Origin of the sequence: Streptomyces sp. YGL11-2 (assembly GCF_050054615.1) — a bacterium.
In the GTDB taxonomy this organism is placed as follows: Bacteria; Actinomycetota; Actinomycetes; order Streptomycetales; family Streptomycetaceae; genus Streptomyces.
Window position 1 is genome coordinate 116,516 of the sequence record NZ_JBNHIN010000007.1, and the last position, 19,123, is coordinate 135,638.

Below are 19,123 nucleotides of genomic sequence, written 5' to 3' on the forward strand. Positions count from 1 at the left end.
CCGCCGCGGCGGCGCTGCGCGCCCTCCACCACGGCCGGCGGCCGGGCGATCCGCTGGTCCTCCCCACCGTCTGGGACGCCGCGGCCGCCCGGGTCTTCGCCGACGCCGGCTTCCCTGCCCTCGCGACGCCGAGCGCGGGCATCGCCGCGTCCCTCGGCTACGCGGACGGCGAGACCCCGGCCGACGAGATGTTCGCGGCGATCGCCCGGATCGTACGGGCCGTGGACGTGCCGGTGACGGCGGACGTGGAGGCCGGTTACGGGCTGTCCGCGAAGGAGTTGGTGGGCCGCCTCGCGGACGCCGGCGCGGTCGGCTGCAACCTGGAGGACTCCGACCACGCCTCCGGCGCCCTCCGCGACCCGCGGGAGCAGGCGGAGTGGCTGGCGGAGGTGCGCGCCGCGGCGGGCGACGCCCTGGTCGTCAACGCCCGGGTCGACACCTTCCTGCGCGGCGACACCGGTACCGCGGCGGCCGTCGAGCGCGCCCGCCTCTACGCCGAGGCCGGCGCCGACTGCATCTACCCCATCCTGGCGCCGCCCGCGCTGCTGCCCGAACTTTCCGCGGCCATCGCCCTGCCGCTCAACGCGCTGGCCGTGTCCGACGGTCCGTCACCCCGTGAACTGGGCACCCTGGGCGCGGCCCGGATCACCTTCGGCGGCGGTCTCCAGCGCCGGGCGACCGCGGCGCTGGCGCCGGTGGCGGAGCGGCTGCGGGACGGCAACTGACGCTGTGGGCTCGGTGGTTGGCGGGTGGGGAACCCTGAGGCGTCTCAGGGTCGCCCCCTCCGGAGGATGACGTGCGGCGCGACCGCAGGATGACGTCCGGCGCGACCGGAGGCTGACGACGCGGGCCGCCGCCGTCCGTAGCGTCGTCGCCGTCACGACATCGCCGCAACGGAAGCGAGAGCATGTCCCCCACCCTCCACCGGCGCCGACCCCGGCGCGCGCTCGGCGCCGCCCTCGTCGGCCTGACCATCACCCTCGCCGCCACCCTCGTACCCGGCACCCTCCGGGAGCTGGCCGACCCGGCCTGATGTCGCACGCCGGCGCACACGGCCGGCGCCATACGATGAGCCATGCTCTCCCTCGTCGTGGCGCCCTGGCGGCGCCCCCCGGTGGTCCTGCGCAACGCTGACGTCCCGCACGAGGCGGCCAGCACCATGAAGGTCGCCGTGCTGGCCGCCCTCTACCGCGGCGGGCTGGACCTGGACCGGCAGATCCCGGTGGTCAACCGCTTCACCTCCGCCGCGGGCGGCACCTTCGCCAACTCCCGGGCGGGCGACAGCGATCCGGAGCCCTGGGAGCTGCTGGGCGGTACCGCGTCGCTGCGCTGGCTCGCCGGGCGGATGGTCAGCCACTCCTCCAACCTGGCGACCAACCTCTGCCTGGCGCACGTGGGGCGGGAGGCGGTGGCCGAGGTGTGGCGGCGGGCCGGCGCGTCCGCCGGCACCGACACCCCGCGCGGCGTCGAGGACCGCCCGGCCCGCGCCGCCGGCATCTTCAACCGGGTCACCGCACACGACCTGGTCCGGCTGCTGGAGTCGCTGGAGCCGGAGGTGCTGGGCCTGTTGGAGGACAACGCCCACGGGGTGGACCTGGCCGCGGGCCTGCCGCCCGGCACCCGGCTGGCCAGCAAGAACGGCTGGATCTCGGGGGTACGGAACTGCGCCGCCGTGGTCCACCCGCCCGATGCCGCCCCGTACACCCTCGCGGTCTGCTACACCGGCCCGCTCGCCAACGGGCAGGACACCGGCGACCCGGCCGCCCGGCTGCTGGCGCGGGTGTCGGCCCGCGTCTGGCGGGCGCGGCACCGGCTGACGGCGTGAACCGGCCGGCGCACCGGGCCCGCGGGGGCTCGGTGCACCGGCCGGCTCGGGCCGCCTACCGCTGGGCGGCGAACTTCTGGCTCAGGGTGGTGAAGACCTCCTGCGCCTCCGGGCCCAGGTGCGGGCCGGCCAGCCAGGTGTGCTGACCGTTGGTGATGGAGGTGTTGGACACCAGGGTCAGCTTGCCGCCGCGGCTGACGAACCAGCCGCCGCCGGACGAACCGCCCGTCATCGTGCAGCCGATGCGGTCCATGGGGGGCATGTTCCGTTCCATGGTGAGGCGGTCGGGCCGGTCCAGGCAGCTCATCATCCGCGCACCGTCGTAGGGCGCCGCGGCCGGGTAGCCGAACGCCTTCAGCGAGCCGATGCCCTCCGCGTACGGGGAGTTGAACCAGATCTGGGCGGCGGCGCCGACGGTCTCCTCAAGGGACTTGCCGCTGCCGTTCTCCGGCTTGACGTGCATCACGGCGAAGTCGTAGACGGAGCCGTCGTTGCCTTTCTCGCCGCCCATGCTGATCCACTGGTTGGACGTGTTGACCCAGTCGGCCCAGAACTTGCCATACGGCATCATCTGCGCGGCCGTCGTGTTGTTGAGCTGGTTCGCCGGCACACCGTTGTCGTTGAACGACGGGACGAAGACGATGTTGCGCATCCAGCCGCCCTGCTTACCGGTGTGGACGCAGTGGCCCGCGGTCCAGACAAGGTTGGACTTGCCGGGGTGCGCCGGGTCCTCGACGATCGTGCCGGAGCAGACCATCGGGCCCTCGGGGCTGTCGAAGAAGATCTTGCCTATCGGGGCCATGTTGCGGTGGTACGGGCGGACGACCTCCTGGGCGGTGACCGCCGCCTTCGGCCCCGGGGCGGGGACGTCGGACTGGCCGCCAAGAGCGGCGTCCTGTACGCCGACGTCCGGTGCGGACTTGGCCTGGGCCAGCCGCTCCGGGTTCCAGTGGTCCTTGATGATCGGGTTGGCGAAGTCCTGCGCCCGGCGCGACCACTTGTCCCAGTTCTTCCAGCCGCCGTCCTTCCACTTCTTCAGGCCGTCGATGCTCGTCGGCAGGTCGCCCGGGTGCTTCTGGCCGGCGGACGAACTGCCGGGCGCGGCCGAGGCGTTGTTGTCGGTGGGGCCGCAGGCGGTGGCGGTGAGCGCGAGCAGCGCGGCCGTAGCGGCGGCGGCAGCGGTGGAGCGGCGGACACGGGACCTGGTCGGCGTGGATATCCCGGACGGTCGAGACGGCATGGAGCGTTCCCCCCTGATACGGACCGGCGCCGGTGGTGCGCGCCGTTTGTGTCATGCCCCTGTTGGGACTGCGCTCTACTATGCCGTCACGGCACGGTGGCGGGGCAGCGGGGGTGGCGGCCCACCGGTCAGACGCGGTGCGCCCGCGGATCCCGGCGTGCGACGGCGTGCGCCCGTCCCCGCGCACCCGCCCCGGCACCGGCCCCCACCACGACCCCGGCACCGGCCCCGGAGGCGACCGCGTGCCGGAACTCCTCGATCTGCTCGCGGGTCGGATACCACTTCTTGTCGCAGCGGTGGCACCACCACCGCCAGTTGTCCCAGTGCACTTCGGTGGTCGTGGTGTCCCTCCACAGCGGGTCGTCGCAGTCGGGGGTGGGGCACTTCGGCGGCGGCAGCGGCATGGTCCTAGCCTGGGCCGCCGACCACGGCCCGGCGGTGCGCCACGTGGCGCACCATCCGATCGGGTGAGGGCCCCGCCACGGATGTGACGGACCGGCTCCGTACGGGGGCACCGGCCGCGGACGTGCCACGACGTGCCACGGAACGGCCCACGGCGGCGCCGGGAGATCGTCCGCCACCGGGCCGCGCCTCCGAACACCCCACTCCGGCGGCCCGCGGCGACCCGGAGCGGAAATGCGATCACGGGTGATCGGCGCTGCGATGGAGGCATGGCCACGACCAGACAGGGCGTGACGCGGCTGCATCACGTCTTCGAGTCCACCTGTGACCGCATGCCCTCGGCGACCGCGCTGGAGTGCGGGCGGCGCACCCTCACGTACGCCGAACTCGACGCGCGCGCCAACCAGATCGCGCACCGGCTCCGCGGTCTCGGCATCGGCCCGGGGGCGCGGGTGGCGATCCTGGTGCCGCGGTCGGTGGACATGTACGCGTCGCTGCTGGGGGTGGGCAAAGCGGACGCGGCGTTCGTACCGATCGACCCGGCGGCGCCGCCGGACCGGGTCGCCTTCATCGCGGCGGACGCCGGCGCGGACGCGGTGCTGACGACCGCGCGGACGGCGGCGGGGCTGACCGGCCTCGGGGGGCGGACACGGGTGGTCCGGCTCGACCCGGACGGCGGCGCGGGCGGGGACCCCCTGGCCTCCCTGCCGACGACCCGGCCGGACCCGGCCGCGCCCGGGGAGCCGGCGGCACCGCCCGACCCGGCGATCCGGACCGCCCCCGGCGACCCGCTCGCCTACGTCATGTACACCTCGGGATCCAGCGGGCGCCCCAAGGGCGTGGCGATCGCCCACTCCAGCATCTGCAACTTCCTCGACATCGTCCCGGACGTCTACGACGTGCGGCCGGACGACCGGGTCTACCAGGGCATGACCATCTCCTTCGACTTCTCCATCGAGGAGATCTGGCCGACCTGGGCGGTGGGCGCCGCGCTCGTCGCGGGGCCCGGCGGCACCGACTCCGACTCCGGGTCCGGCTCCGGCTCCGGGCGCTTCGGCGCCGAACTCGCCGACACCCTGGAGAAGCGCGCGGTCACCGTGCTGTACTGCGTGCCGACGCTGCTGGCGACCATCCCCCGGGAACTGCCGCAGATCCGCAGCATCATGGTCGGCGGCGAAGCCTGCCCGGCGCAGCTCGTCGAGCGGTGGAGCCGGCCGGGGCGCCGCATCCTCAACACGTACGGGCCCACCGAGACCACCGTCACCGCGACCGTGGCGGAACTGCGGCCGGGCCGGCCGGTCACCATCGGCAGGCCGCTGCCCACCTACACGGTGGTGCTGCTCGACGAGCAGCACCGGGCGGTGCCCGACGGGGCGGTCGGGGAGATCTGTGTCGGCGGCCCCGGTGTCGCCGCCGGCTACGTAGGACGGCCCGAGCTGACCGCGGACCGCTTCATCGAGCATCCGCTGGCCCCTGCGGGCAGCCGGCTCTACCGCACCGGTGACCTCGGCCGGATCACCCCGGACGGCGAGATCGCGTACCTGGGGCGGGCCGACGACGAGGTGAAGGTCCGCGGCTACCGCATCGATCTCGGCGAGATCGACAACGTGCTGCTGGAGGACCCCGGCGTGGCCGAGGCCGCCACCGCCCTGGTCGCGATGCCCCACCACAATGGCAACGGGAACGGGAACGGGAACCACCGGGAGCTGTCCGCATACGTCGTCCGCACGGCGGGCGGCGGTGACCACGACCGCGACGGGGACGCCCTCGTCGCCCGGCTCCACCAGCGCCTGAGGCACCGGCTTCCCGCCTATATGGTCCCGCCCTTTCTGGACATCCTCCCCCAGCTGCCCGCCATGCCGAGCGGCAAGGTGGACCGCAAGCGGCTGCCCGCGCCGACCGGCCGCCGGCTGACCGGCGGCGGCCGGATCGTCGCTCCCGAAGGGGAGTGGGAGACCCGGGTACGGGACATCTGGGCCGAGGTGTTCGGGGTCCCGGCGGAGACCCTGTCGGCCGAGGCGGACTTCTTCGCCGAACTCGGCGGGCACTCGCTGCTCGCCGCCCAGGTCGTCTCGCTGCTGCGCAGCCGCGGCATCGGGACCGGCACCGGCCCCGCGCTGCGCGACCTGTACGCGAACCCGACCGTACGGCGCCTCGCGGAGCGCCTGGCCACCGCGGCCAGCATCACCGGTCCGCCGAGCGTCAACAGCCTGGAGAGCACCGTCAGTTCCGGCGGCGCGGGCAGCGTGGGCGGCATCGGCGGCACGGCCAACGGGCACCCGCTGCACGCGGCATCACCGGCTCGGCCGCGCCCGCTCCGCCACGGCAGCGGCCGCATAGCCGCCGCCGGACTGGCCCAGGCCGGCGCCCTCTACGTGCTCCTCTTCCTCTTCACCGTCCCCGTCGCCTTCACCTTCGCCTGGCGGGACGGCACGTTCACCCCCCGGTCGCCGGTGCCGGTCGCGCCCGTGGTCGCCGCCCTGATCAGCTACATCGGCGTCCGCTGGCTCGTACCGGTGGCCCTCGCCCGCCCCCTCGCCGCCGGCATCCGACCCGGCCGCTACCCCCTCTGGGGCACGACCTACCTCCGCCTCTGGGCGCTCGGTCTGCTGCTGAGCGTCAGCCCCCTGCGCGAGCTGAGCGGCTCCCCCTTCATGGCCGGCTATCTGCGGCTGCTCGGCGCCCGCATCGGACCGCGCACGACCATCGCCACCAACGCCGTCCCGCTGCCGGCCCTGCTCCGCGTGGGCGCGGACGCCTCGATCGGCTACGGCGTCGCGCTGCGCGCCTGGCGGGTGGCGGACGGCTGGGTGACCGTCGCCCCGGTGGAGATCGGCCCGCGGGCGTACGTGGGAGCGCATGCGGTCCTCGAACCGGGCGCCCGCATGGAGGCGGGATCCGGGCTGGGCGAGCAGTCGGTGATCGGCCAGGGCGAGGTGGTGCCCGCCGGAACGCGCTGGGCCGGATCACCGGCGTCGCCGGTGGCGACCCTGGCACCCCATGTGGAGGAGATGCTGCGCGCCGGCGGCCGGCGGCCGGCGGAGCCCCGGCGACCGCGCCACCTCGCCGCCGCCCTCCTCGGGCTCTGCTTCCTCGAAGTCCTCACCCTCGCCGTGCTGGTGCCGAGCAGCGCCCTGGGCTGGTTCACCTGGCTGGCCTGGGGCAGCCTGCCCGCCGCGGTGGTCGTCTTCTTCCTCGGCGCCCCGCTGTACGTGCTCACCGTCTGCGCCGCGGTCGCCCTCGCCAAACGCCTGGTCCTGCCCCGGTCGCCGGTCGGCAGCCACCCCGTCCGCAGCGCCCTGGGCGTCCGCAAATGGCTGGCCGACAAGCTGCTGGAATTCAGCCTGATCGCCACCAACTCCCTTTACGCGACCCTCTACACGGCCCCCTGGCTGCGGCTGCTCGGCGCGCGGATCGGCCGCGGCGCCGAGGTCTCCACGGCCGCGCATCTCGACCCGGATCTGCTGACCCTCGGCGAAGGCAGTTTCGTCGCCGACATGGCGGGCGTCGGGACGGCGGCCTTCGCGGGCGGGCACTTCGCCAGCCGGCCGACCGAGGTGGGACGGCGCGCGTTCGTCGGCAACGCGGCCTGCCTGCCGGCCGGGACGCGGACCGAGCCCGGCTCCCTGATCGGCGTCGGCACCGTCCCTCCCCAGGACGACGTGCCGGCCGGCACCTCCTGGCTCGGCTCCCCCGCGATCCTCCTGCCGCACCGCCAGAGCAGCGGCAACTTCCCCGAGGAGCTGACCTTCCGCCCGACCCGCAAGACGGTCCGCCGGCGGCTGGCCATCGAGTACTTCCGCGCCACGATGCCCACGTCCCTCCTGGGCATGGCCGCCTTCCTCTACCTCCTGGCCCTCTCCGGCACCGCCCACCGTCCGGGCCCCGCCCTGACGGTGCTCCTCGCCCCGGTCTTCCTCATGGGCGCCGGCCTGACGGTCATCGCCTGCTGCGCGGCGGTCAAATGGCTCGTCGTCGGCACCTACCGGCCGCGCGTCGAACCCCTCTGGAGCCTGTTCGTCCGCCGTACCGAATTCGTCACCGGGCTCTACGAGGCGGCCGCCGTCCCGGCCGGCGCCGCCGCGCTCGCCGGAACCCCGTTCCTGCCGCCGTTGCTGCGCCTGTTCGGCGCGCGGATCGGCCGGCGCACCTGGATAGGCACCACCTTCCTCACCGAGTTCGACCTGGTCGACGTCGGCGACGACGCGGCGATCGGCGCGGGCGTAAGCTTGCAGACGCATCTGTTCGAAGACCGGGTCATGAAGATGTCGAGGGTCACCGTGCGGGCCGGCGCCTCCGTCGGCACCCGGGCGATCGTGCTGTACGACGGCGTGGTCGGCGAGGGCGTCTGGCTCGACGCGCTCTCGCTGGTGATGAAGGGCGAGTACCTCACCCCCGGCACGGCATGGCGCGGCATCCCGGCCCAGGGCCTGGCCCTCCGGTCGGCGGACCTCCCGCCCCCACCCCAGCTGACACCCCGCCCCGACAGCCACTCACGGTGAGAGAACCCATGCCACCACCCACCGGCCTCCTCGACTCCGTCCGCCGCGCCTTCGGCGCCCGGGAAGAGCCCGGCGGCGCGGCGCTCCCCGAGCCCGGCGGACGCCGCCTGGCCCTCGTCTACCGGGGCCCGGCCACCCAACCCGGCTGCCCGGAAGCGGTGGCCGCCCTGCTCGCCTCCGGCCCCTGGAACCTCGACGTCCGCTACACCGGCCCCCACGAGGACCTCCCGCTCTCCGCCGAAACGCTGGCCCACGCCTATGTCTACGCCCAACCCGGCGGCGGCTCCCTGGCCCCCGCGTACCGCCGCCTCAAGCGGCAGGCCGACGCGATCCGCGACTACGTCCACGGCGGCGGGCGCTACCTGGGCTTCTGCCTCGGCGGCTACCTGGCCGGCTCCGACCCCGGCTTCGAGCTGCTCCCCGGCGACACCGACCAGTACATCACCTCACCGGGCGCCACCGTCGACCACGAGCGCGACACCCTCGTCGAAACCCGCTGGCGCGGCCAACCCCGCACCCTCTACTTCCAGGACGGCCCGCACTTCATCCTCGACGAGGGCGCCGACGCCACCGTCCTCGCCACCTACCCGAACGGCTCCGTGGCCGCCGCCGTCACCCGCTACGGCAACGGCCGCGTCGGCGTCGTCGGCCCCCACCCCGAAGCCACCGACGACTGGTACCTCGACGAGGGCCTCCCCGTCGTCGAGGCCCGCGACCTGGGCCTCGACCTGGCGGCGGCGGTGCTGGAGGACTGACCGGGCCGGCATCGCAACGTCAGTCGTCGAAGGAGTGGTGCGGGTAGTAGGTGCGCTTCAACGAGGCCTGCTCGGGCGTGAGTTCAGGCACCGCCATGTTCCCCGTGACCAGTACATCGTGGTTCGACCACCCGTCGACATCGAACCGGTGCCCGCCACCCTCCACATGCCAATCTGCATCGGGCAGCTTCGCAACGAGGTCGGCATGCATGATGAAGGCACGCGTCGCCTGAGTGATGATCCACTGCGCCTTCTCCCGATCCTGCGCCGACTCGCGACAGCATCGAGCCGCCATCCGCCAGAGCTTTGACCACTGCACGCCGGGCGTCAGCGGGCCGACGTACGCAACCTGCTGGTCGTCCACGAGTCTCGACGCGTAGCCGAACACGGGGCCGAACATCGAGAACACCGTGACCCTGCCTGTGCCCTTGTGGGCGGCTTCCGACACGAGGATTCCTCCTGGGGAAGGGCCGGCGTCCGAGCCGATGCGCCCGGACGCCGGCGGTCAGCTATCGGCACGGCCTATTTCTTGTCGCCGTCGCCGCCACTGGGCTGCGGGTCACGGGGCGCCTCCGGGGGCATGGGCCCGCCATCGTGCTTCCCGCCATCGTCCTCGGCGACCACCCTCAGGTCCCGGGGGTGCCGGAACGGGATTCCGCGCCAGCCTTCGGCGTCGGGCGTACGCATCTCGTACGTCTCAACGGCTGTGACGCTCATCTACCAACCTCCTCTTTCGCGAGGGGCCATGCCGTCGTACCGTCGAGGGCACGGCCCGTAGGCCCGCAGGGGTCCCTGCGGCTGGTCACCCGCCCCGGCTGCTCGACTGTCCAGGTTTCTGCGGCCGGGGAGGGAGTCTTAGGCTTCGACACTCGCCGGGCATATACGCCAGATGTCGACCGCCGTATACCGTCCACCATCCGGGAGGCACCGTGTCTGGCTGTCTCACATCTCGCCGTGTCTGCGTAGCCAGGCTGCTACTTCGGGCACTTGTCGGCATGCCGGTAGATCACCACAGGTGCGCCGGAGACACGTTGCATGCTCCCCCGGCGCGCCAACTCAAGGGACTTGATCTCTCGAAGGCACGAAGCGCACCGCGCACCCGCAGGCACGTAAGTGAAGTACTCCCACGTATCAACTCCGGCTGTGGCTAACATTTTTCCTCCCGACTGGATTCAACAGATACCCATGATCCTGCGGGTTATGGAGCGCTACCAGCGTTATTCGCGTTGTGGGGTAGGCGATCACGAACGGTACGTCATGCCCCATTCTCCGAGCGCCGCCCTGGCCTCATCGCCGAACAAAGCGTGATCCTCGTACAGGCCGAATACTTCCAGATGTTCGGCGATGTCCCGGGCGTCCTGGAAAACGATGCGCCCCGTGAAGGTCTCGACGGTCGCCAACCGTTGATCGTAGACCGTGAAAGTGTTCAGTGGACCACGCCCAACAAACGTTCCCAGCGGGATGACGCCGATACGCACGTTTGGGAGATGAGAGATTGAGACAAGGCGGTCGATCTGTGCGGCCATCTCCGCACGCGCGACCACAGCCCATCGCACGGCCTGTTCCGTCAGCAGGAACGTGAATCGTTTCGCGTTGTCGTAGATGATTGCCTGCCGTTCCAGCTTCCTGGCAACCGTCTTGGAGACGTCCACTGGCGAGTGGCCAAGACTGGCCCTGATGTACTCAGGTGTGGCCAGGAGCCCCGTCACCATCGCGGGTAGGAAATAGCGGAGTGTCGTGGCTTCGACTTCCAGGCCGGCCAACTCTGCTTGGCGCTTCTCCAAACCTCTGCGCCACGAGGCTCGCTTACCCTGCCATTCCGTATTGGCGAGTCGCGCGAGGGTGGCCACTTCCGTCACGAGTTCCGGGGGTGCTTCAAGTGCTCTAAGAATCAACTCGACATCGATAAGGCCCGGCGTGATCCGACCGGTCTCGATGTTGCTGAGCTTGGTTTGGGACATGTTGCAGCGCTGAGCGAGCCAGACCTGCGTACGGCTGGCTCGCCTGCGCATGGTGCGGAGTGTTTCCACCAGGTCAGCCTTTGACTGGCCCAGCTGCTCAGAGTCAAATGTCAATGCCCTTCACGTACTCCTCGAAGGACACGGCGTGCTCCAGGGCAATTCGCCTCCACTCCCGATAGGGAGCGGGGTCACCCTCGTAGGACTCGCGATTGATCTGGGTGCCGTCCGGTCGGAAATTCAGGTGGGCGATGCAGGTCTCGTCGAACATCCACCAGTCGCGCCCGGAGAGCGGCAAGCCGTAGTCGTTCCGTGTCACGTCCAGGACTCGGATGTCCTCACCGGCCGCGATGTTTCCGGGGATGCCCCATGCGAATTGATACCGCTGGTAGTCGGTGAGCGGCTGGCGCACGATGCGTACCCGCCCGACGCGTCTGCCGGATTCGACGTAGCCGCGCACCCGTTCATGCCAGCGGGCATTGTGGTCGGCAGGCTTGTTCTCGCCCCGCAGGAAGCGGGCAACGTTCTCCTGCTCCCTGGGCATGGTGTACGTGGGCTGTGCCTCGAACCGCCACGCTTCCCGCCCGAAGGCATCGAAGAACCTACGCCAATCCTCACCATCCAAGAGCACGGGCAGCCTCCCTCAGAACGCGCTCGGGGATCTCCACCAGGCCCTCACCCTCAGGGGGACTGAAGGCGTCGGACACGTCCCCCTGGATAACGAATGAACCGCTCTTGGTCCGGTAGACGTTCGGGCAATCGTCGTCGTCACAGTTGGGTCCGCCGACGTCGCCGGTAAGGCGGGTCAGTTGCTCACGCGCCCTGGTTTCCCTCCTCGGATGCAGGGCCGTTCCCTGCCGCCACGGGGACGGTAGGACGGCCGTGGGCACTCGGTCCATGGCGCATGGCCAATATTCGCGTTCTCGGGTAGATGATCACGGGGTGAGGCTCCCAGGACCGCGCTGCCTCGCCAGCCAGGTACGCGACTTGGACGCCTGCGGCTGGTCATTGGGGCCTCTTGGCGGTGTCGCTGTTGATCTTCTTGACCTTCTCGCCGAGGTCCCCGGGGTCGCCCGCCGGCTTCTTGTCGCTCACCGCCGGTCCGCCTCCAGGATCTTGCACAGCCTCTCGGCCTGGTGGAGCAGGAGGAGCGGGGGCACGATCTTGTCCACCATCACACCGCGCGTCGTACTGACGGTCGCGACAAGCGGAGGCTCGGCGTTGAATCCGGCACCACGCAAGGCTTCGTGCAGCCGCCTGCACATGTCGTCCGCTTCCTGGACTGCCGTCCGAACTCCCGTACCTGTCACCGTCGTTCTCCCTCAGGCGCTGATCGCTACTGTCTGCTACCAGACTGCTGCGATGGGTCTATCGTCACCAGTGGTTGAGTGCCGGAGCGTGATCGAGGTGAAGGGCATATGCCGCGAGTCAGGGAAGTGGACCCCGGGGAAGGGCTTGAGCAGTACATCGGCAGCAAGGTGAGAGATGCCCGTGTGGACAAGGCCAGGGCGAAGGTCGAGGGCTGCGAGTGGTCCCAGTCGTACCTCGCCAAGCGGGTGTTCGTGAGTCAGACGCGTATCTCCGAGGTGGAGACGGGGGACGTGCCGCCGGACAGGGACCTGGCGGGCAAGTTGGAGTCGGTGCTCGACCTGCCCAGGGACTCCCTGGTGAACCTGGTGAGGATCTTGGAGCAGCAGACAGTGCGGGACTACGCGAAGCCGTACCTGATGCGCCAGGAGAAGGCTCAGCTGATCCACACAGCTGGGTTCATCGTTCCTGGCCTGCTCCAGACACCTGACTACGCTCGCGAACTGCTGGCGACTGGGCAGGTTGGAGAGCCCGGGCGGATCGACTCTTACGTCGAACTGCGTATGGAACGGCAGAAGGTGTGGGACCGCGAGGATCCGCCATGGATGTCAGCCGTGATAGACGAGGCCACCTTGCGTCACGCGACAACTGCTCAACTGAAGAGGCTGTTGGAAGCACAGGAAATGCCCAACATCACCCTTCAAGTGCTGCCGTTCGGCGCTGGGTTCGTCATGGGCACCATCGTGCTCCTGACCCTCCCCAATGGAAGCAGGGCGGCGTACACGGAGGGCTTCCTTACGGGCAACTACACCGAAGCCGTCCCAGAGGTCATCAGGTACCAGCGAGTCTATGATCGGTACGTCGCTTGCGCTTTGACGACTGAGGCGTCCACAGACAAGATCCACGAAGCACTAAAGAGGTCGCAGTGAGCAGCGAGATACTGAACTGGCACAAGTCCTCCTACAGCGGGGGCGGCGACAACGACTGCGTCGAGGTGGCCGACAACCAGCCCCGCGTCCTCGTACGGGACTCCAAGGTGAACCAGGGCCCCGTCATCGCGGTGACGCGCTCCGCCTGGTCCGCGTTCGTCGACATCGTGGCCAAGTGAGCGCTTGGGCGGGGCCGTTCGCAACGGCCCCGCCCAAGCGCTCACAGCAACTTCCAACCAATAGCTACTTCTTCGGTAGCCACCGCTTCCAGACGTCCGGGTGTTCCTGCACCCAGCGCTTGGCCGCCTCGTCGGCGGAGAGGCCGTTCGAGGCGATCATTTCGGAGACCTCGTTCTGGTTGTTCTTGTCCCAGCTGAAGTTCTTCAGGAATGCCACCGCGGAGCTGCCGCTCTTGGCGAAATCGGTGTTGAAGTACTTCTGCAGGGGCGTGGTCGGATACGCGCAGTCGATGGACTGCGGGTCCTTGGTGCCCTTCGCCGCGCAGGCGTCGGTGTACGCGGGGAGTTTGACCTCCACCATCGGCACCTGGTTGAAGAGCCACTGGGGCTCGTACCAGTACGTCAGGAAGGGCTTCTTCTGCTTGGCGAACTGCTGGATCTGGGTGATCTGCGCCGCTTCCGAACCGGCGAAGACGACCTGGTAGTTGAGACCCAGGTTCTTCACCAGCGCCTTGTCGTTGGTGACATAGGACGGCGAGCCGTCCATCAGCTGGCCCTTGCTGCCGCTCTCCGAGGTGCGGAGCTGGTCGGCGTACTTGTTGAGGTTCTTCCAGTTGAGGACGTCGGGGTGGGCGTCGGCCCAGTACTTGGGGACCCACCAGCCGATGTGGCCGGTGACGCCGTTGCCGCCGCCCGCCGTGATCGTCTTCTTGTCCTGGACGTAGCGCTTCTCCTGGTCGGGGTGGCCCCAGTCCTCCAGGATCGCGTCGACCCGGCCCTGGCTGAGCGCGTCCCAGGCGGGGATCTCGTCCACCTGAACGGTGTCGACGTGATAGCCCAGTTGGTGTTCCAGGAGGTATTTCGCGACCGCGACGTTGGCCTGGGCGCCGACCCAGGTCTGCACGGAGAGCGTGACGGACTTGGAGCCCTTGGCCGCCGCGAACGGCGACGCCTGCTTGGTCATGTCGGCCTTGCCGCAGGCGGAGAGGGTCAGGAGCAGGGCTCCGGCCGTCGCCACCGAGGTGGTCACGAGCTTGATGCGTGTGCGGGTCATGGTCAGGCTCCCTTCCCCGTCGTCCGCCGTTCCGTCGGCTGGGTGACCCGGTCGAGCATCAGGCCCAGGCAGACGATGGCGACGCCCGAGACCAGGCCGAGGGCCAGGTTGCCGGTGGAGAGGCCGGTGACGACGTCGTAGCCGAGGGCGCCGCCGCCGACCAGGCCGCCGATGATGACGACGGCGAGGACGAGCACCACGCCCTGGTTCACGGCCAGCAGCAACGCGGGCCGGGCCAGCGGGAGTTGGACCTGCCGGAGGGTCTGCCAGCGGGTGGCGCCGAGGGAGTGGGCGGATTCCATGGCGGCCGGGTCGACCTGGCGCAGGCCCTGGGTGGTGATGCGGATGACGGCCGGCAGGGCGTAGACCACGGCCGCGGCGACGGCCGGGGCGCGGCCCACGGCGAACAGCGCCACGACCGGGATGAGGTAGACGAACTGCGGCATCGTCTGCATCACGTCCAGGACCGGGCGCAGCAGCGCCTCGAAGCGCTTGCTGCCGGCGGCCAGGATGCCGACGCCGAAGCCCAGCACCAGGGTCGCCACCAGGGCGGCGAGGACCTGGGAGAGGGTGTCCATGGACGGGTTCCACACGCCCAGTACGCCGATGGCGGCCATCACGAGGACGGCGGTCAGGGCGGTGCGCCAGGTGCCGATGAGCCAGGCCAGCGCGGCGACGACGAGCAGCACGCCGTACCAGGGCAGCGCGGTCAGGCCGTCGCGCAGCGGGTTGAGCACCCAGTTGGTGAAGTGCGCGGCCCAGTCGGCGGTGCCCCCGAGGACGGGGACGCCGGAGTAGAGGTGGCCGACCATCCACTCCTTGAAGTCGTTGACCGGGCGGGCGATGGCCACGGTCGCACCGGACGGCCAGACCGTCGAGCCGGCCAGCCGGCCGACGAGGGCGAGCGCGGCGGTGAGCACCGCGATCCCGGCCCAGGCGGGCCAGCCGCGCAGCCACTTGGGGCCGGTGGCGCCGGTGTTGGCGCCCAGCCGTTCACCCGCGGCCGCGGTGGTGCGGTCCATGACGATGGCCAGCAGCACGATCGGGATGGCGGCGGCGAGCGCGGAGCCGACGTCCACCGAGGCCAGCGCCTGGTAGACGCGGTCACCGAGACCGGCCGCGCCGATCATGGAGGCGATCACGACCATGGACAGCGCCATCATGATCGTCTGGTTGACGCCGAGCAGCAGCTCCTTGCGGGCCAGCGGGAGCCGGGCCGTGAGCAGCCGCTGGCGTCCGGTGGCGCCGAGCGAGGAGACCGCCTCCAGGACACCGGCGTCCGCGCCGCGCAGCCCGAGCGCGGTCAGCCGCGCCATCGGGGGCGCCGCGTAGATGACGGTGGCCAGCAGCGCGGCCGGTACGCCGATGCCGAAGACCAGCACGACGGGGAGCAGGTAGGCGAAGGCGGGGAGCACCTGCATGGTGTCGAGGACCGGGCGCAGGATGCGGAAGAGGCGGTCGGAGAGGCCGGCGGCGAGGCCGAGCAGCGCGCCGACGGCCACCGAGGCGGCGACCGCCACGACCATCAGGGCGAGCGTCTGCATGGTCGGGATCCACATCCCGAGCAGCCCGCTGACCAGGAAGGAGACCAGCGCGGTGGCGGCGATCCGGAGGCCGGCGACGCGCCAGGCCAGCAGCGTCAGACCGGCGGTCACGCCGGTCCAGCCGAGGGCGAGCAGCAGCAGGTAGACGGCGCGTACCGAGATCACCACGGCGTTGCTGAGGTGGCCGAGGAAGTACACGAACAGCCAGTGGCTGTCACGGTTGTTGATGATCCAGTCGCTGGTCTTGCCGAGCGGGCCGGAGAGGTCGACGGTCAGCGCGCCGGGCCAGGCGGCGCCGGACCACTTCGCCTGGACGAGCGGGACCAGGACCGCCGCGGCGACGGCGAGCAGCAGGAGCTTGGCGAGGCCGCGGCGGCGCAGGAGGGTCTGCACCGGGCCGAACCGGTCGGCGGCGCCCAGCGCGCCGGGCGTGGTGGTGGGTGCTGCGGTACTCATGCCCGACCCCGCTTCACGGTGCCCGTCGGCACGTTCATCGCGGTGGCGCGCTGGGCCTCGCGCCAGTGGCGCAGCAGGGCGGCGCGCAGCCGGGCGCGGCGGCCGGCGGCGGGGGCGCGGGGGGTGACGGCGCGGGCGGCGCCGCGGTAGGGGGCTGCGGCGTACATCATGCGGCCACCTCACCGTGCTCGTCGTGCTGCGAGCCCTGGAGGCGGGCGACGACGTTCAGCAGACAGGCGTGGTCGACGATGCCAAGACAGCGGGCGCCGTCCACCACGCGGACCGGGCCGCCGGTGCGGGCGACCGCCTCGATGGCGTCGGAGATCAGCGTGTCGGGGGCGAGCTCCGGGCCCTCGCCGGCCTCGCCGTCCTCGGCGGGCCGCATGGCGCGACGCACGGTCAGCACCTGCTCGCGCGGGACGTCCCGGACGAAGTCGCGGACGTAGTCGTCGGCCGGCGAGCCGACGATCTCCTCGGGGGTGCCGAGCTGGACGATCTGGCCGTCGCGCATCAGCGCGATCCGGTCGCCCACCCGCAGCGCCTCGGCGAGGTCGTGGGTGATGAAGACCATGGTCCGCCCCTCCTCGCGGTGCAGGCGAACGACCTCCTCCTGCATGTCCCGCCGGATGAGCGGGTCGAGCGCGCTGAACGGCTCGTCGAACAGCAGGACTTCGGGGTCCACGGCGAGCGCGCGGGCGAGCCCGACGCGCTGCTGCTGGCCGCCGGAGAGCTGGCCGGGGCGGCGCTTCTCCAGTCCGGCGAGGCCGACCTTGTCGACGATCTCGGCGGCCTTCTCGCGGCGCTCCGTCTTGCCCATGCCCTGGATCTCCAGGCCGTAGGCGACGTTGTCGACGACGGTGCGGTGCGGCAGCAGGCCGAAGTGCTGGAAGACCATGGCGGCCCGGCGGCGGCGCAGTTCGCGCAGCGCGCCGCGGTCCATGGAGCGGACGTCCTCGCCGTCCATCTCCAGTTTGCCGCTGGTCGGCTCGATCAGCCGGGTCAGGCAGCGTACGAGGGTGGACTTGCCGGAGCCGGAGAGCCCCATGACGACGAAGACCTCGCCCTTGTGGACGTCGAAGGAGACGTCGCGGACGGCGGCGGTGCAGCCGGTCTTCTCGCGCAGCTCCTGGGCGCTGAGCCCGGCGACGTCGGTGTTCTCCGGAATGCGGTCCGCCTTCGGCCCGAAGACCTTCCACAGGTGCCGCACGGAGAACACTACGGGCCGCTCGTCCGGCCCGCCGTCCGTCACGGTGTCCGTCACGGTGGCCTTATTCTCGGCGTTCTCGGTTTTCTCGGCGCTAGCGGTGTGGTTGGCGTTAGCGGCGTGATCGGCGTTGTCGTCGTTCTTACGGGGGTTGGGCACGTCAGATGCGCCGACGGAGGTGCTGGCCATCACGCATCACCTCCTTGGGTCGGGATCGCATGAAGCATTTGGGCGCACTTCTCCCCCACCATGAGCACGCCAATCATCGGATTGACCGCGGGCATCGTCGGGAAGACCGACGCGTCCGCGATCCGGATGCCGTCAAGTCCCCGGATCCTCAACTCCGGGTCAACAACGGCGAGTTCGTCGTCGGCGGCGCCCATCTTGCAGGTGCCCGCCGGGTGGTAGACGGTGTGTGCGGCCTTGCGTACCAGCTCGCCGATCTCCGCGTCGTCGGTGACCTCGGGCCCGGGGAAGACCTCCCGCTTGAGCCACTTGGCGAACGGCTCGGCCTGGGCGACCCTGCGGGCCAGCTTGATGCCGTCGACGAGGGTCTGCCCGTCGTAGTCGCCCTCGTCCTCGAAGTACCCGAAGTCCAGCGCGGGCTTGACCTCGGGGTCCGCGGAGGTGAGGTAAAGGCGGCCGCGGGCACGGGACTTGGGGATGTTGGGGGTCATCGACACACCGTGCTCGGGGCGCTCGTAGCCCAGCCGCTCGGGGTTGTCGGTGAACGGGATCTGGTAGAAGTGGAACATCAGGTCCGGGCCCTTGTGCTCCGGGTCCCGCTTGACGAACAGCCCGGCGTCCGAGTCCATCGCGGAGTTCCCCGGGATCGGCCCGTTGGTCTCCCACACGATCACCGACTCCGGGTGGTCGATCAGGTTCTCCCCGACGCCCGGCAGGTCCAGTACGCAGTCGATACCCAGCGCCTCCAGGTCCTTCCTGGGGCCGATGCCGGAGTGCATCAGCAGCCGCGGGGTGTCCACCGCGCCCGCGCACACCAACACCTCGCGCGCGGCCTCGACGTACACCTCCTCGCCGTCCTTGGTGCGGACGTGGACGCCCTTGGCGCGGGTACCGTCCAGCTCCAGCCGGTGTGCCCAGGTCTCCAGCAGCAGCGTGAGGTTGGGCCGGTCGCCGGCCTCCATGTGCGGGTGGAGGTAGGCGACGGAGGCGGACGACCGCTTGTTGTTCTCCGGGTGGTAGGCGAGGTCGAAGAAGCCGACGCCCTCGTCGAAGGGCCGGTCGTTGAAGCCCACGACCTCCGGCACGCCGAGCGCCGTCCGCGCCGCCTCGACCCAGTCGGTGGCGATCTGGTTCTGGTCCTTCTTCGCCACCCGCACGATGTTGTTGCGGAGCTTGCCGAAGAACGGGTCCATGTCGGCGGCGCCCCAGCCGGTGGCGCCGGCCGCCTCCCACTCGTCCCAGTCGGACGGCAGCGGCTTGAAGGAGATCAGCGTGTTGTGCGAGGAGCAGCCGCCGAGCACCTTGGCGCGGCTGTGCAGGATGTGCGAGTTGCCGCGCGGCTGCTCGGTGGTGGTGTAGCCGTAGTCGAGGTCGCCGCCGAGCAGGCCGAGCCAGCGGCGCAGCGTCAGGACGTCGTCACGGTCGATGTCGGAGGGGCCGCCCTCGATCACCGCGACGGTGATGCCGGGGTCCTCTGTGAGGCGGGAGGCGATGACGGAGCCGGCGGTGCCACCGCCGACAACGACATAGTCGTACACGGGCATGAGGGGTGTGCTCCTTACTGCAAGAAGTGCGCGGGGT

20 protein-coding genes are annotated in these 19,123 nt (G+C 70.9%); 7 read left to right on the forward strand and 13 right to left on the reverse strand.

Annotated elements, in window-relative coordinates:
* The 3 genes from ACO1BR_RS10885 to ACO1BR_RS10895 all read left to right on the forward strand — a co-directional run.
* The coding region (locus ACO1BR_RS10885) for an isocitrate lyase/PEP mutase family protein (RefSeq protein WP_426794822.1) at positions 1–725 on the forward strand (725 nt) is incomplete at its 5' end.
* Between the two features lie 182 nt (positions 726–907).
* Positions 908–1,033, forward strand: coding sequence for a hypothetical protein (locus tag ACO1BR_RS10890; protein ID WP_426794823.1), 126 nt, complete (start codon positions 908–910; stop codon positions 1,031–1,033).
* 42 nt (positions 1,034–1,075) lie between these two features.
* The gene (locus ACO1BR_RS10895; RefSeq protein ID WP_426794824.1) at positions 1,076–1,825 is read left to right on the forward strand and encodes a serine hydrolase; all 750 of its coding nucleotides are present in this window, start codon (positions 1,076–1,078) and stop codon (positions 1,823–1,825) included.
* 55 nt (positions 1,826–1,880) lie between these two features.
* Here the strand turns inward: ACO1BR_RS10895 and ACO1BR_RS10900 are convergent, their stop codons facing one another.
* Positions 1,881–3,065: a trypsin-like serine peptidase gene (locus ACO1BR_RS10900; protein ID WP_426794825.1), complete on the reverse strand. Its 1,185-nt coding sequence runs from the start codon at positions 3,063–3,065 to the stop codon at positions 1,881–1,883.
* 128 nt (positions 3,066–3,193) lie between these two features.
* Positions 3,194–3,469, reverse strand: a complete 276-nt coding sequence (locus tag ACO1BR_RS10905) for a hypothetical protein (RefSeq protein ID WP_426794826.1) — start codon at positions 3,467–3,469, stop codon at positions 3,194–3,196.
* A 267-nt stretch (positions 3,470–3,736) separates the two neighbouring features.
* Between ACO1BR_RS10905 and ACO1BR_RS10910 the strand changes: the two genes are divergently transcribed.
* Both ACO1BR_RS10910 and ACO1BR_RS10915 read left to right on the forward strand, forming a co-directional pair.
* On the forward strand, positions 3,737–7,969 hold the full coding sequence (locus tag ACO1BR_RS10910; protein ID WP_426794827.1) for a Pls/PosA family non-ribosomal peptide synthetase: 4,233 nt from the start codon (positions 3,737–3,739) through the stop codon (positions 7,967–7,969).
* Positions 7,970–7,977: 8 nt separating this feature from the next.
* Complete coding sequence (locus ACO1BR_RS10915; protein WP_426794828.1) at positions 7,978–8,724, forward strand: BPL-N domain-containing protein; 747 nt, start codon at positions 7,978–7,980, stop codon at positions 8,722–8,724.
* Between the two features lie 19 nt (positions 8,725–8,743).
* On the opposite strand, the gene ACO1BR_RS10920 is transcribed toward ACO1BR_RS10915, so the two are convergent.
* The 6 genes from ACO1BR_RS10920 to ACO1BR_RS10945 all read right to left on the reverse strand — a co-directional run bounded on the left by ACO1BR_RS10920 (position 8,744) and on the right by ACO1BR_RS10945 (position 11,947).
* Positions 8,744–9,172, reverse strand: a complete 429-nt coding sequence (locus tag ACO1BR_RS10920) for a hypothetical protein (protein WP_426794829.1) — start codon at positions 9,170–9,172, stop codon at positions 8,744–8,746.
* 74 nt (positions 9,173–9,246) lie between these two features.
* On the reverse strand, positions 9,247–9,441 hold the full coding sequence (locus ACO1BR_RS10925; RefSeq protein WP_426794830.1) for a hypothetical protein: 195 nt from the start codon (positions 9,439–9,441) through the stop codon (positions 9,247–9,249).
* Between the two features lie 524 nt (positions 9,442–9,965).
* Positions 9,966–10,799, reverse strand: a complete 834-nt coding sequence (locus tag ACO1BR_RS10930) for a helix-turn-helix domain-containing protein (RefSeq protein WP_426794831.1) — start codon at positions 10,797–10,799, stop codon at positions 9,966–9,968.
* Positions 10,789–11,313 carry a DUF6879 family protein gene (locus ACO1BR_RS10935; RefSeq protein WP_426794832.1) on the reverse strand — a complete coding sequence of 175 codons (525 nt, stop codon included), beginning with the start codon at positions 11,311–11,313 and terminating at the stop codon, positions 10,789–10,791. The genes ACO1BR_RS10930 and ACO1BR_RS10935 overlap by 11 nt, the downstream gene beginning before the upstream one ends.
* Positions 11,297–11,527 (reverse strand): hypothetical protein, encoded by a 231-nt coding sequence (locus ACO1BR_RS10940; RefSeq protein WP_426794933.1) that lies wholly within the window; start codon positions 11,525–11,527, stop codon positions 11,297–11,299. The genes ACO1BR_RS10935 and ACO1BR_RS10940 overlap by 17 nt, the downstream gene beginning before the upstream one ends.
* Positions 11,528–11,773: 246 nt before the next feature.
* On the reverse strand, positions 11,774–11,947 hold the full coding sequence (locus ACO1BR_RS10945; protein WP_426794833.1) for a hypothetical protein: 174 nt from the start codon (positions 11,945–11,947) through the stop codon (positions 11,774–11,776).
* A gap of 153 nt (positions 11,948–12,100) precedes the next feature.
* Here ACO1BR_RS10945 and ACO1BR_RS10950 point away from each other — a divergent pair, with 153 nt between their 5' ends.
* Entirely contained in the window at positions 12,101–12,919 is an 819-nt protein-coding gene (locus tag ACO1BR_RS10950; RefSeq protein WP_426794834.1) for a helix-turn-helix domain-containing protein, read from the forward strand.
* The gene (locus tag ACO1BR_RS10955; RefSeq protein ID WP_426794835.1) at positions 12,916–13,098 is read left to right on the forward strand and encodes a DUF397 domain-containing protein; all 183 of its coding nucleotides are present in this window, start codon (positions 12,916–12,918) and stop codon (positions 13,096–13,098) included. The genes ACO1BR_RS10950 and ACO1BR_RS10955 overlap by 4 nt, the downstream gene beginning before the upstream one ends.
* Positions 13,099–13,162: 64 nt before the next feature.
* Here ACO1BR_RS10955 and ACO1BR_RS10960 read toward each other — a convergent pair whose 3' ends face one another.
* Genes ACO1BR_RS10960 through ACO1BR_RS10980 form a run of 5 tightly spaced genes read right to left on the reverse strand, consistent with a single transcriptional unit; the run spans position 13,163 to position 19,086 of the window.
* Positions 13,163–14,152 (reverse strand): ABC transporter substrate-binding protein, encoded by a 990-nt coding sequence (locus ACO1BR_RS10960; protein ID WP_426794836.1) that lies wholly within the window; start codon positions 14,150–14,152, stop codon positions 13,163–13,165.
* Between the two features lie 2 nt (positions 14,153–14,154).
* Positions 14,155–16,152, reverse strand: a complete 1,998-nt coding sequence (locus ACO1BR_RS10965; protein WP_426794837.1) for an ABC transporter permease — start codon at positions 16,150–16,152, stop codon at positions 14,155–14,157.
* Positions 16,149–16,322: a hypothetical protein gene (locus ACO1BR_RS10970; RefSeq protein ID WP_426794838.1), complete on the reverse strand. Its 174-nt coding sequence runs from the start codon at positions 16,320–16,322 to the stop codon at positions 16,149–16,151. Before ACO1BR_RS10970 ends, ACO1BR_RS10965 begins: the two co-directional genes overlap by 4 nt.
* Positions 16,319–17,545 (reverse strand): quaternary amine ABC transporter ATP-binding protein, encoded by a 1,227-nt coding sequence (locus ACO1BR_RS10975; protein WP_426794839.1) that lies wholly within the window; start codon positions 17,543–17,545, stop codon positions 16,319–16,321. Before ACO1BR_RS10975 ends, ACO1BR_RS10970 begins: the two co-directional genes overlap by 4 nt.
* The gene (locus ACO1BR_RS10980; protein WP_426794840.1) at positions 17,545–19,086 is read right to left on the reverse strand and encodes a GMC family oxidoreductase; all 1,542 of its coding nucleotides are present in this window, start codon (positions 19,084–19,086) and stop codon (positions 17,545–17,547) included. The genes ACO1BR_RS10975 and ACO1BR_RS10980 overlap by 1 nt, the downstream gene beginning before the upstream one ends.
* Between the last annotated feature and the right edge of the window lie 37 nt (positions 19,087–19,123).

Bases quoted from the DNA above. Each gene is read 5' to 3' on its own strand.
- ACO1BR_RS10910 (WP_426794827.1), top strand. From the start codon at position 3,737: ATGGCCACGACCAGACAGGGCGTGACGCGGCTGCATCACGTCTTCGAG.
- ACO1BR_RS10960 (WP_426794836.1), bottom strand. From the start codon at position 14,152: ATGACCCGCACACGCATCAAGCTCGTGACCACCTCGGTGGCGACGGCC.
- ACO1BR_RS10915 (WP_426794828.1), top strand. From the start codon at position 7,978: ATGCCACCACCCACCGGCCTCCTCGACTCCGTCCGCCGCGCCTTCGGC.
- ACO1BR_RS10905 (WP_426794826.1), bottom strand. From the start codon at position 3,469: ATGCCGCTGCCGCCGCCGAAGTGCCCCACCCCCGACTGCGACGACCCG.
- ACO1BR_RS10965 (WP_426794837.1), bottom strand. From the start codon at position 16,152: ATGAGTACCGCAGCACCCACCACCACGCCCGGCGCGCTGGGCGCCGCC.
- ACO1BR_RS10890 (WP_426794823.1), top strand. From the start codon at position 908: ATGTCCCCCACCCTCCACCGGCGCCGACCCCGGCGCGCGCTCGGCGCC.
- ACO1BR_RS10945 (WP_426794833.1), bottom strand. From the start codon at position 11,947: ATGTGCAGGCGGCTGCACGAAGCCTTGCGTGGTGCCGGATTCAACGCC.
- ACO1BR_RS10970 (WP_426794838.1), bottom strand. From the start codon at position 16,322: ATGATGTACGCCGCAGCCCCCTACCGCGGCGCCGCCCGCGCCGTCACC.
- ACO1BR_RS10980 (WP_426794840.1), bottom strand. From the start codon at position 19,086: ATGCCCGTGTACGACTATGTCGTTGTCGGCGGTGGCACCGCCGGCTCC.
- ACO1BR_RS10975 (WP_426794839.1), bottom strand. From the start codon at position 17,545: ATGGCCAGCACCTCCGTCGGCGCATCTGACGTGCCCAACCCCCGTAAG.
- ACO1BR_RS10925 (WP_426794830.1), bottom strand. From the start codon at position 9,441: ATGAGCGTCACAGCCGTTGAGACGTACGAGATGCGTACGCCCGACGCC.
- ACO1BR_RS10950 (WP_426794834.1), top strand. From the start codon at position 12,101: ATGCCGCGAGTCAGGGAAGTGGACCCCGGGGAAGGGCTTGAGCAGTAC.
- ACO1BR_RS10900 (WP_426794825.1), bottom strand. From the start codon at position 3,065: ATGCCGTCTCGACCGTCCGGGATATCCACGCCGACCAGGTCCCGTGTC.
- ACO1BR_RS10895 (WP_426794824.1), top strand. From the start codon at position 1,076: ATGCTCTCCCTCGTCGTGGCGCCCTGGCGGCGCCCCCCGGTGGTCCTG.